Below are 11,172 nucleotides of genomic sequence, written 5' to 3' on the forward strand. Positions count from 1 at the left end.
CGCGGGTAAACCCGCGAAGAGGCCATCAGCTATTAACTCAAATCTCGATACTTCCACTGACCAACCCATAAACGGCAATCACCGCCCCTAGCACCACCACCGCAAACACCCCCCGTTCGAACCCGCTGAACACCTGCCGCTGCTGCTCCAGCCGGGCCTTGATATACAGCACCGTCCCCGGCCCATAGATCACCGCCGACAACAGCAGGTACTTCATCCCGCCAGCCCACACCATCAACACCGCGTACGCCGTGGCCAGCAAGGCGACAAGCAGGTCCTTGCCACGCTCAGCCGCATCGGTTTCGTACGTCTCCCGGCTTGCCGCCAGCTTTAGTGCATACGCCGCCACCAGCAGGTAGGGGATCAAGGTCAGCGAACTGGTCAGCTCCAGCGCCAAGGTAAAGGCGTACTCGGTAAACCATGTCAGCAACAGGAACAGTTGCACGAACAGTGTGGTGAGCCACAGCGCCGCCGAGGGTACCTGTTGCGGGTTCTGTCGGGTGAGAAAGGCCGGCATGGCCTGGTCGTGGGCGGCCGAGTACAGCACTTCGGCGGCCAGCAAGGTCCACGACAGGTACGCGCCCAGCACCGAGATGATCAAACCGATGCTGATGAAGATCGCCCCCCAGCGCCCGACTATCGCCTCCAGCACCCCGGCCATCGACGGCTGCCGCAGGCCGGCCAGTTCCGGGCGCAACATGACGCCGTAGCTGAGCAGGGTAATGAGCACCAGCAGGCACAGCACGCCGACAAAACCAAGCACCGTGGCGATGCCCACGTCACGGCGGTTGCGCGCATAGCGTGAATAGACGCTGGCGCCTTCGATGCCGAGGAACACGAAAACGGTCACCAGCATGGTGCTGCGTACCTGTTCGAACAGCGATTCGCCTGGCGGCAGCAGCTCGGCAGCGGCATGCCCGACCCGGCCATAGTCGTCGAGGTGGGCCAGGTCGGCTGCCGGGCCGGCCACGGGGGGACCCCAGAAGTTCTGGCTGAACAGGCCACCGTCGAACGCGGCGATGATGACCACGATGAACACCAGGATCGGAATCATCTTCGCCACGGTGGCAATGGTGTTGATGACTGCCGCCTGTTGTACACCGCGCAGGACCAGGAAGTGGAAGGCCCACAACAACACGGATGAAGCGGCGATGGCCGCCACCGTGTTGCCGTCGCCAAAGACCGGAAAGAAGGCGCCGAGCGTGGATTTGATGAGGATGAAGTAGGACACGTTACCGATGCAGGTGCCGGCCCAGAAGCCAAAGGCCGAGGCAAAACCCAGGTAGCTGCCGAAGCCGGCGCTGGCGTAGGCGTAGATGCCCGAGTCCAGGTCCGGGCGGCGGCGGGCAAGGGTCTGGAACACGAAGGCCAGCATCAGCATGCCCAGGCCGGCGATGCACCACGCAATGATGGCACCAAGGCCGCCGGTGGCACGGCCGAAGGTGGCTGGCAGCGAGAAGATACCGGCGCCGACCATGGAGCCCACTACCAGGGCAGTGAGCGCCCAGACATTCAGTTTGCCTTCCGTTGCTGTGCTCATTGGCCTGGCTCTCCCTTGCGCTGAAGGGGTGAGTAAAGACCGAGGGGCCTGTGTGTGCCAGTTTGATGGCGAATGGGCCGCCACGCGGCCCCGGCGGATTAGAAGGTAGCCTTGACCTGCAGGCCAACCACCAACGCGTTGTCGATGTCCTTCCCGGAGAACGCCCCAGGCTCGATGATGTATTGCACATCCGGGCGCAGGTTCAGCCAAGGCGTGGCCTGGTAGCCGTAGCTCAGTTCGATCAGTTGCTCGGCGCTGTCGATGTCGGGGAACTGCTGGCCAGCATTGAAGGCGGCATCCTCCAGCACGTCGCGGCTACGCGGGTTGGGCACGGCACGGCCATAACCCAGCGCCACGGTATCTTTCGGGCGGCCTTCGAACGGCTTGTAAAGCACCACGCCGGCGCCGTACCACTTGGTGAACGGCGAGGCCGCCTTGCTCGACGCCGAGTACTGGCCGAAGGCATGCAGGCTGCGGCCTGGCGAGCCTTGGTCGTTCCACACTGCCTGGTCAACCAGCAGGTAATGGCCGCCACGGCCGGACACTTCATCATCACTGCCGATGCGTTTCACGTCGGAGCTGTCGTAGTAGTAGCCCAGCTTGTACTCGCCCGGCAGTTCACCCTGCAGCTTGTACACCAGCTCCACCGGCACCACGGTGCCCGTGGTGTGCTTGGGACCAAGGTGCCAGGCGCGGCTGGAGTTGCCATTGCTCTCGGGGTCGACGTTGAACGCCGCCACGCGCAGTTGCCAGGCAGGCGAAAGGTCATACTTCACCCGCACGCCCAGGTGGGCATTGGGGTAGTTGGTCCAGCCACTGCCACCGGACATGTTCAGCGGGTGGCCGCAGAAGCCGGCGTTCATGAAGTTGCACAGGATACCGCTGTCCAGGCCGCCCAGGTCGTTGCCCATGGCCATGTAGCCCAGCTTGACGTTGAGTGCCGGGGTGAACAGGGTGCGCTCGTAGCTCAGCTCGGTCAGGCGGGTATACAGGCCGCCGAAGTTTTCCTGGATTGGCAAGCGGTTGCCGACCAGGTCTTCCGAGGCGCTGTTGCCGCGACGGTCGTTGATGGTCAGCTGGACCTTGCCACCGTTGTCCAGGCCATACAATTTGGACAGGTCGAACTGCACGCCCAGCTTCAGGTTCTGCGAGTAACGCGCCGAGCGGTGCAGGCCACCGTGGGCGTTGTAGGCGGTTTCGCCGCTGTAGTCGCCGGTGAACTTGACGCCGTCGTCTTCCAGCTGATGGCGCAGGCCACCCCAGTCACCGGTCAGGGTGCTGCGGGTCATGAGGTCGGCGTCGGCCAGGGCGGTGGTGCTGGCCAGGGCCAGCAGCAGGGTGGGGGTGATGCGGATTGCGGATGGCATTGCTAAATCTCGAATTATTTTTGAGGGCCATTCGCGGGCAAGCCCGCTCCCACAAGGACTGCACAGTTCGTAAGGGCAGTGAGTATCCTGTGGGAGCGGGCTTGCCCGCGAAGCAGGCGACGCGGTCTTACGGCAAGGCGTAAGAAATCACGTAGTCGCCACGGTCAGTCGACTGGCGAGCACCGCCAGCGGTGATCACCACGTACTGCTTGCCGGTCTTCGGCGAGACGTAGGTCATCGGGCCGCCCTGGCTGCCCACTGGCAGGCGGGCCTTCCAGATTTCGTTACCGTTGCTGCTGTCGTAGGCGCGCAGGTAGAAGTCCTGGGTGCCGGCGATGAACACCAGGCCGCCTTGGGTCGACAGGGTGCCGCCCAGGGTTGGCAGGCCGATCTTGATCGGCAGGTGCATGCGGATACCGAGCGGGCCGGTGTCTTCAACAGTGCCCACCGGAACCTGCCAGGCCACCTGACGGGTCTTCATGTCGATAGCGGTCAGGGTGCCGAACGGCGGGGCCTGGCACGGAATGCCGGCGACCGACAGGAAGCGGTTCTTGTTCACCGCATACGGGGTGCCCTTGAGCGGTACAGCGCCCATGCCGGTGTTCAGTGCTTCGCCACCGGAAGCCGCGCCGCCCTTGTTCTGCGACGGGATCATCTGGATCCACAGGCCCAGGCGCATGTCGTTGACGAAGATGAAGCCATGCACCGGGTCGGTGGAGATGCTGCCCCAGTTCATGCCACCCAGCGAACCCGGGAAGCTCAGCGACAGGTCGGTGCCCGGCGCGGTGTACAGGCCGTCGTAGCGCATTTTCTTGAAGTCGATGCGGCACAGCAGCTGGTCATACGGGGTGGCGCCCCACATGTCCGACTCGGTCAGGGTTTGTGCGCCGATCTGCGGCATGCCCACCGACTTCGGCTGGGTTGGGGAGTACGGCTCGTTCGGGATGTTGCTTGGCTTGACCGGTACTTCGTCGACCTGGGTCAGCGGCTTGCCGGTGGCGCGGTCGAGCACGTAGATCTGCCCGGCCTTGGTGCCGATCACCACCGCAGGTACCGACTGGCCGTCGTCCTTGGTGAAGTCGATCAGGCTCGGCTGCATGGGCAGGTCGAAGTCCCACAGGTCGTTGTGAACGGTCTGGAATACCCACTTCTGGTTGCCGGTGGTGGCGTCCAAAGCCAGCACCGAAGCGCCGTAGGTGTGGTCCAGTTTGCTGCGCTCCACGCCGTAGATGTCGGTGGACGACGAGCCCATCGGCAGGAACACGGTGTTCATCGCCGGGTCGTAGGACATCGGTGCCCAGCTGTTCGGGGTGCTGCGCACGTAGGTGCTGTCGCCCTGCGGTGCCTGGCGGTCTTCCGGGTTGCCCGGGTCGAAGGCCCAGCGCATTTCACCGGTGATTACGTCAAAGCCACGGATCACGCCGCCTGGCATGTCGGTCTGGACGTTGTCGGCAACGCGACCGCCAACCACCACGGTAGTGCCGGCCATCAGCGGTGCCGAGGACAGCTGGTAGTAAGAGTCCGGTACGTTGCCCAGGCCCGCTTTCAGGTCCACCTGGCCGTTGTTGCCGAAGCCTTGGCAGAACTCACCGTTGTCGGCATCGACAGCAATCAGTCGGCCGTCGATGGTGTTGGTCAGCAGACGACGCTGGCAGTTGGCACCGGCCGGCACGCTTGCCACTGAAATCGGCGAGCTGTTCGGCTGGGTCGGCTGGGCGATGGCGGCGGTGGCATCGAAGTACGCCATGCCACGGCAACGCTGCCAGACCTTGGACTGGGCGTTGATTGCGTTCTTCCACAGCTCTTTGCCGGTGTCGGCATCCAGGGCGATCAGGTTGTTGTGCGGGGTGCAGATGAACACCTTGTTGCCGATCTGCAGCGGGGTCAGCTGGTCTTCGGCACCGTTGCCGTCACTGATGGCCACGTCACCGGTGTGGTAGGTCCAGGCCACTTTCAGCTTGTTGACGTTGTCGCGGTTGATCTGGTCCAGCGCGGCGAAGCGGCTGCCGCCTTCGGTGTTGCCGTAGTGGGCCCAGTCTTTCTGCTGCTTGCCATCTTCGACCGGGGTCATGCCCGGGCCGTTGCCAGTGGGGGCAACGCTTGGGTGGGCAACGAACATGTTGCCGGCGGCGATCACCAGCACCACGGCCATTACCCCGGCAACGCCGTAGGCACCGCGGCCGGTGCTGGCGCCGTTGGCACGTGCCAGCAGCGGGTAGACCAATGCCACGACCATGCCGATTGCGCCGAACATGAACAGGCGCGAGAACAGCGGCCAGAACACCAGGCCGGCGTCGATCAGCGCCCAGAGGGCGGTACCCACCAGGAATGCCGCGTACAGCCAGGCGCCTGCCTGCTTGCGCCGAGCAATCAGTACACCGGCGATGGCCATGGCCAGGCCGCCGATCAGGAAGTACCAGGAACCGCCCAAACCGGCCAGCTTGACGCCGCCAGCAGCAAGGAGGAGACCGAGCAGGGCGATGATTACGCCCAGGCCAACCAGGAGGATGTTTGTGGCGCCAGAGGCGCGCGGTGTTTCGTTCATGCCAGGGATCTCAGCAGGTGGAATGCGCGCAGTCTAAGCCCTTAGCTTGCTAATTAACAAGTTGGTACATAATTTTGTGAGGCTGATTGTCGCAGGGCTGAACTTGCGAAGATGTGGCTAAAAGTCTAGAACATGTGCTTAAAAATGCATTAAACGATATGTTCAAGTTGGTTAATAATTTTGCATTCATACTTTGGTCGAGTTGGCGTTTGGCCGTAGTCACACTGGCCAAGGCGCGCTGTTGCTGTAAAAAACGGCGAGCCAGACAGTGGCCATTCCGGGGGCAGTCCACTCCACGCGGTGGCGGTAGTGCGGCGGGATGTCCAGGCAATCGCCCGGCTTCAGCAGGCGGGTGTGTTGCTCATGTTCGAAACGCAGGCCGGCAGCACCACTGAGCAGCACGATCCACTCGCCTTCGGCCTGGTCGTACCAGAACCCGGGCGGGCTGGCCTGGCCGCTGGAGACGATACGCTCCACACGCAGGCCTGGGCGGCTGAGCAGTTCATCGATACATTCGGCGCTGGTGGGGTCGCACGGTGGCAGGGCAGTCAGCAGGTTGCTGGGTGTCATGGGAAGCCTCGCTTGAATGGGAGTGGTTCCACTATGGACGCAATCGCCGCGTAGCGCGCTTCTTGACCCGCCCTGCGGTTTGTAAGAACTTTCTGAGTTTTGGAAGACGTGCAGCAGATGGACAAACTCCTGGCGATGAAGATGTTCGTAGCTACCGTCGATGCCCAGGGCTTTTCTGCGGCTGCACGCAGGCTTGGGCTGGCGACGTCGTCGGTAACCCGCCTCGTCGATGCCCTGGAAACGGCCGTGGGCGCCTCGTTGCTCAATCGCTCGACGCGCCAGGTCAGCCTGACCGAGGCCGGAGCCCGGTACTATGAGCGGGCCCGCAGCATTTTCGAGGCGCTGGACGAGGCCGATGCCAGTGTTGCCGACCGTGGCGAGGAGCCCGTAGGTGTCTTGCGGCTATGCCTGCCGGTGGAGTTCGGCAGGCGGGTCATCGCCCCGCACCTGGGGCTGTTTCTGGCGCGGCACCCGGCGTTGGAGCTGGACATCGACCTCAGCGACCGGCTGGATGACCTGCTGGACGGCCGTTATGACCTGTCGATTCGCCTGGGCGACCCCTCGCCCAATGACGAACTGGTGTGCCGCCAACTTGGCCGCTTCGAGCGTTGGCTGGTGGCCAGCCCGGCATACCTGGCCGGGCGTGACCCGCTGCAACACCCCCGGCAACTGTTGGAGCACGCCTGCCTGCGCTTCCGCTACGGGCAAAAGGCACGGCCCTGGCGCCTGGCGCGCGGGCAGGACAACCTGGAGCTGAACGTAACCGGGCCGTTGCGCAGCGCCAATGCCGACATGTTGCGTGAAACCGCGCTGGCGGGCAGCGGCATCGCACTGCTGGCCGATTGGCTGGTACGCGAGGATGTGCTGACCGGTCGCCTGCAGCGGGTGTTGCCCGACTGGCAGGTCAGCCCAGGCACGGCCAACAACAGCATCAATGCCCTGTACCTGCCCAACCACCGTGGCTCGCGGCGGGTGAATGCGTTCATCGACTTTTGCGCAGCGCTGCTGGAGCGGTAGGCGCGGCATTGCGCAGTGTGCAAAGCCGCGTTGCGCCAGCAGCGGATTCTCTGCACTGAGGCGTCTGGGTAAGGTAGCCGGCATATTCCACCCCTTGCCGAGGAACCTCGCATGAATCCCTCCCTTGCCGCCGCGCAGCCCGCAGCCACCGGCCTGAGCCGGGCCCTGGTCGTGCTGCTGGCGTTCTGCTGTGGCGCGATCGTTGCCAACATCTACTACGCCCAGCCCATTGTCGGCCTGATCGCGCCGGACCTTGGGCTGTCCACCGAACATGCCAGCCTGATCGTGTCTCTCACCCAGTTGGGTTACGCCCTGGGGCTGCTGTTGCTGGTGCCGCTGGCCGACCTGTTGGAAAACCGCCGGTTGATGGTCGGCACCGCTGTGCTGGCTTGCGTCAGCCTGCTGTTGGCGGGCACCAGCAGCAGCGGCCAGGGCCAGCTGTTCCTGGGCTATGCGCTGTTGATCGGGTTCAGCTCAGTGGCGGTGCAGATGCTCATTCCACTGGCAGCGCACCTGGCGCCAGAGGCGCAGCGTGGCCGGGTAGTGGGCAACATCATGGGCGGCCTGTTGCTGGGTATCCTGCTGGCGCGGCCGTTGTCCAGCCTGGTGGCCGACCACTTCGGCTGGCGCGCCGTGTTCATTGGCGCCGCCGGGGTGATGCTGGCGATCATCCTGCTGCTGGCGCTGACCCTGCCGCAGCGTCGGCCCGAGCACAAGGCCAGCTATGCCGGGTTGATGTTGTCGCTGCTTACCCTGTTGCGCCGTTATCCGCTGCTGCGCCAACGCTCGTTGTACCAGGCACTGATGTTTGCAGCGTTCAGCTTGTACTGGACAGCCGTGCCGATGGCGTTGGCGGGTGAGCATGGCCTGTCGCAGAGCCAGATTGCCGTGTTTGCCCTGGTGGGGGCGGTGGGGGCCGTTGCCGCGCCCTTGGCTGGCCGCCTGGCCGATGCCGGGCACGCTCGGGCCGGCTCGCTGCTGGCCCTGCTGCTGGCACCGGCGGCCTTGTTGCTGGGGCTGACTGCGCCGGGTTACAGCGTGATCGGCCTGGGGCTTACCGGTGTGCTGCTGGATTTTGCGGTGCAGATGAACATGGTCATTGGCCAGCGCGAAGTGTATGCCCTGGACCCGGCCAGCCGCGGGCGGTTGAACGCGGTGTACATGACCAGCATCTTCCTGGGCGGGGCACTGGGGTCGGCGGTAGCCAGTGCGCTGTTCAGCCAGTTCGGCTGGCAGGGGGTGGCACTGGTGGGCGCAGGCTTGCCCGGCCTGGCATTGCTGGTGTTCCTGTTCAAGGCCCGGGGCAACTGACAAGGGGGGTCATCGGCCAAGCGGCAGCGCCACACCGATCAGGGCAAACAGGCTGCCGCAGCAACGGTTGAAACCTTTACCCCCCTTGGCCAGCCAAGGCCGAATACGAAATGCCAACCGCGCCAGCAGGTACTCGACCAGGAATTCGACGCTGGCGAAGGTCGCCGCCATCACCACGAACTGCAGCATCAAGCCGCGTTGCGGGTCGATGAACTGCGGCAGAAAGGCCCCATAGAACAGCAGCACCTTGGGGTTGGCCATGGCCGACAACAAGCCTTGGCGGAACAGGCCGGCATTGCCAAGCCGAGCGCTGCGCTCGTTCAGTTCCAGGTGCAGCCCCGGGCTGCGCCACAGCTGGATACCCAACCAGACCAGATAAGCACCCCCCACCCATTTCAGCACGCTCAGCACCGAGGCCGAGGTTTGCAGCAAGGCACTGAGGCCGAACATCGCCAGGGCGATGAGGGCGCTGAAGCCGAACACCCCGCCAACGATCGTGAACAACGTTCGCCGGGCGCCGTACAGGGCACCATGGGTCAGGGCCAGCAAGCTGTTGGGGCCTGGGGTCAGTGACAGGCCAATGCTGGCCAGCAGGTAGATGAGCCAGGTGTCGAGTGCCATTTGCGCAAGTGCCTTGTTGGTGTGGAGGGTGCCAGTTTATGGCGCGAACTACGCCCACGAAGGGTAGTATCTGGACATTGAACAGTCGTTTCTGGACGCAACACCATGCTGCCTGATATCCGTTTGCTGATCCTGCCGTTACCGGATTTTGCCCTGTTGCCGTTCGGCGCCTTTCTCGACAAGTTGCGCTTCAGCGCCGATGACGAAGACTACAGTCAGCAGCGCTACTGCAGCTGGACCGTGGCAGGGCTCGGCCTCGACCCGGTGCCATCGAGCAGTGGCGCGGTGGTTCAGGTCGAGGCCGATGCCGGCCAGGTCGATCTGACCTGTTTCGACTATCTGGTTGTGTTCGGCGGGCGCAATGCCATGGCCACTGCTGCGTTGGCGCCGCGCTACCAGGCCTTGCTCAGGCGGGCCGGCAAAGCCGGGGTCAAGCTGGTAGGGGTCGACAACGGCGCGTTCCTGCTGGCTGCCTGCGGGCTGCTGCAAGGGCACAAGGTGGTGGTGCACTGGCGCCACGAAGCCGAGTTTCGTGCAGCATTCCCACAGTTGCAGGTGCTGCGCGAGCAGCTGTATTGCATCGACGGCAGCCGTATCACCTGCGCAGGTGGTACGGCGGCTATCGACCTGGCGGTGGCGTTGTTGTCACAGGCCTGCGGGCGAACCCGTGCACTCAAGGGGCTGGCCGACATGCTGGTGGACGAAACCCGCGACAGCCGCCATGCGCTACGCTCGCTGGAACTGGGCGCTGGGCAGGGCCGGCAGGTGCAGCGGGCACAAGCGCTGATGCGCCATCACTTGGGGACACCGTTGGCAGTGGAGCAACTGGCTGCTGAACTTGGCATCAGCCGGCGTCAGCTGGACCGGCAGTTTCAGGCCAGCCACGGCATGAGCGCCAAGGCCTGGTGGCTGGAGATGCGCTTGCAGCAGGCGCGCTGGCGCTTGCTCAATTCCAGCCACAGCCTGGCGCAGATTGCCGATGAAGTAGGGCTGGGCGATGCCAGTTACCTGGGCAAATGTGTGCGGCGGCGGTTTGGGTGTACGGCCTTGGCGTTGCGGGCAGGTAATAATCCTGCCTGAAGCAATGCGCGGTTTTGTAGGAGCGGCCTTGCGTCGCGAAAGGGGTGCGAAGCGCCCCCAGGATTTCGGCAACAAGGCAAAATCGCCGGGGCCGCTTTGCGGCCCATCGCGACACAAGGCCGCTCCTACAGGGACCGCGTCAGACGGATTACTGCGGTGTCCCGAACAACCCCGTCCAGTAGATCCCTGCATCACTCTTAGGGTCCACCGCATAAGCCGCCCCCAGTTCACGGAAGTCCGGGTTCATCAGCGTGGCGCAATGCCCTGGGCTCTGCAGCCAGCCTTCGACAACCTTGTGCGCGGTATCACGCCCGGCCGCAATGTTCTCTCCAATCTGCTGATACAGGTAACCCGCCAGTTCCGCCCGGTCACCCGGGGTACGCCCTTCCTTGTCGATGTGGTCGAAGAAGTTCTGGTTGGCCATGGCCCGCGTGTGGTTGGCGGCGACGCCGGCCAGTGCGGTGCTCCAGCTCAGGGCGGGGGCGGCGGCGAAGGGTTGGCCACCGCATTGGCGCGGCACCTTGCGCGCGGCGTTGATTTCCTGCAGCACCTTCTGCCCTTCGGCCTGCCAGTCACCCAGGCGGCCACTGAGCAGTGGGCGGGCCAGTACGATGCGCCAGTCGCGGCCCTCCTGGCTGACACCGATATCGACGAACTGCGGGTCGAGCACCACCTGGCAAAAGCTTTCTTCGATGGCGTGCATGGCAGCGCGCGCATCGCGTGGCCCCGACAAGCTGATGGCCTGAACGTTGACCATGGGGTAGGCGGCGCGGGTCATGGCCTGCTGCAGGTCACGGGTGCCTTCTGGCGACAGCGCCAGGCGGGTGTCGCTGTTGAGCGGCGGCAGCTCCAGCGACGCCTCGCCACCGCAGGGCTGGGCCTGGCTGCGGTAGACATTGATCGAATCGATCAGTTGCGCCTCTTCGCCGGTGACAGCCAGTGCCCCGGTCGAGACGACCAGGCCCAGCGACAAGGCGGCAACGGATGACAGGACGCGCATGTGGATCTCCCTATGACTGGCAGCGTCGAGGTATGCGCTGCTCATCCTACACAAGCCCGGGGCTTTTGGCCCCTGGCGGGTGCAAAGCAATGAAAACGCCGGCAATCGTTGCGGGCGGCAA

At 64.3% G+C, this 11,172-nt stretch carries 9 protein-coding genes; 3 read left to right on the forward strand and 6 right to left on the reverse strand.

Translation table 11 applies throughout. The features are described 5' to 3' along the window. Nucleotides 1-37: 37 nt before the first annotated feature. The 4 genes from QQ992_RS11400 to QQ992_RS11415 form a co-directional block, all read right to left on the reverse strand. Nucleotides 38-1,540 (reverse strand): amino acid permease, encoded by a 1,503-nt coding sequence (locus QQ992_RS11400; protein ID WP_286113425.1) that lies wholly within the window; start codon nucleotides 1,538-1,540, stop codon nucleotides 38-40. 98 nt (nucleotides 1,541-1,638) lie between these two features. Next, nucleotides 1,639-2,907 carry a carbohydrate porin gene (locus QQ992_RS11405; RefSeq protein ID WP_286113426.1) on the reverse strand — a complete coding sequence of 423 codons (1,269 nt, stop codon included), beginning with the start codon at nucleotides 2,905-2,907 and terminating at the stop codon, nucleotides 1,639-1,641. A gap of 127 nt (nucleotides 2,908-3,034) precedes the next feature. Further along, a complete protein-coding gene (locus QQ992_RS11410; protein ID WP_286113427.1) occupies nucleotides 3,035-5,452 on the reverse strand; it encodes a glucose/quinate/shikimate family membrane-bound PQQ-dependent dehydrogenase in 2,418 nt (805 codons plus the stop codon). Between the two features lie 219 nt (nucleotides 5,453-5,671). Then, complete coding sequence (locus tag QQ992_RS11415; protein ID WP_119369711.1) at nucleotides 5,672-6,022, reverse strand: cupin domain-containing protein; 351 nt, start codon at nucleotides 6,020-6,022, stop codon at nucleotides 5,672-5,674. A 117-nt stretch (nucleotides 6,023-6,139) separates the two neighbouring features. Here QQ992_RS11415 and QQ992_RS11420 point away from each other — a divergent pair, with 117 nt between their 5' ends. Next, entirely contained in the window at nucleotides 6,140-7,039 is a 900-nt protein-coding gene (locus QQ992_RS11420) for a LysR family transcriptional regulator (RefSeq protein ID WP_286113428.1), read from the forward strand. A gap of 111 nt (nucleotides 7,040-7,150) precedes the next feature. Then, nucleotides 7,151-8,350 (forward strand): MFS transporter, encoded by a 1,200-nt coding sequence (locus tag QQ992_RS11425; RefSeq protein ID WP_286113429.1) that lies wholly within the window; start codon nucleotides 7,151-7,153, stop codon nucleotides 8,348-8,350. A 9-nt stretch (nucleotides 8,351-8,359) separates the two neighbouring features. Here QQ992_RS11425 and QQ992_RS11430 read toward each other — a convergent pair whose 3' ends face one another. Beyond that, nucleotides 8,360-8,971 (reverse strand): LysE family translocator, encoded by a 612-nt coding sequence (locus QQ992_RS11430; protein ID WP_060709616.1) that lies wholly within the window; start codon nucleotides 8,969-8,971, stop codon nucleotides 8,360-8,362. 105 nt (nucleotides 8,972-9,076) lie between these two features. Here QQ992_RS11430 and QQ992_RS11435 point away from each other — a divergent pair, with 105 nt between their 5' ends. After that, entirely contained in the window at nucleotides 9,077-10,051 is a 975-nt protein-coding gene (locus QQ992_RS11435) for a GlxA family transcriptional regulator (RefSeq protein ID WP_286113430.1), read from the forward strand. A 148-nt stretch (nucleotides 10,052-10,199) separates the two neighbouring features. Here QQ992_RS11435 and QQ992_RS11440 read toward each other — a convergent pair whose 3' ends face one another. Next, the gene (locus tag QQ992_RS11440; RefSeq protein WP_286113431.1) at nucleotides 10,200-11,051 is read right to left on the reverse strand and encodes a CAP domain-containing protein; all 852 of its coding nucleotides are present in this window, start codon (nucleotides 11,049-11,051) and stop codon (nucleotides 10,200-10,202) included. Nucleotides 11,052-11,172 lie beyond the last annotated feature (121 nt).

The organism is Pseudomonas kurunegalensis (assembly GCF_030291635.1).
Classification (GTDB): domain Bacteria; phylum Pseudomonadota; class Gammaproteobacteria; order Pseudomonadales; family Pseudomonadaceae; genus Aquipseudomonas; species Aquipseudomonas monteilii.

What these genes read in the sequence shown, in the direction of transcription:
- QQ992_RS11400 (WP_286113425.1), bottom strand. Translation starts at nt 1,540, where the DNA reads ATGAGCACAGCAACGGAAGGCAAACTGAATGTCTGGGCGCTCACTGCC.
- QQ992_RS11405 (WP_286113426.1), bottom strand. Translation starts at nt 2,907, where the DNA reads ATGCCATCCGCAATCCGCATCACCCCCACCCTGCTGCTGGCCCTGGCC.
- QQ992_RS11435 (WP_286113430.1), top strand. Translation starts at nt 9,077, where the DNA reads ATGCTGCCTGATATCCGTTTGCTGATCCTGCCGTTACCGGATTTTGCC.
- QQ992_RS11415 (WP_119369711.1), bottom strand. Translation starts at nt 6,022, where the DNA reads ATGACACCCAGCAACCTGCTGACTGCCCTGCCACCGTGCGACCCCACC.
- QQ992_RS11425 (WP_286113429.1), top strand. Translation starts at nt 7,151, where the DNA reads ATGAATCCCTCCCTTGCCGCCGCGCAGCCCGCAGCCACCGGCCTGAGC.
- QQ992_RS11430 (WP_060709616.1), bottom strand. Translation starts at nt 8,971, where the DNA reads ATGGCACTCGACACCTGGCTCATCTACCTGCTGGCCAGCATTGGCCTG.
- QQ992_RS11410 (WP_286113427.1), bottom strand. Translation starts at nt 5,452, where the DNA reads ATGAACGAAACACCGCGCGCCTCTGGCGCCACAAACATCCTCCTGGTT.
- QQ992_RS11420 (WP_286113428.1), top strand. Translation starts at nt 6,140, where the DNA reads ATGGACAAACTCCTGGCGATGAAGATGTTCGTAGCTACCGTCGATGCC.
- QQ992_RS11440 (WP_286113431.1), bottom strand. Translation starts at nt 11,051, where the DNA reads ATGCGCGTCCTGTCATCCGTTGCCGCCTTGTCGCTGGGCCTGGTCGTC.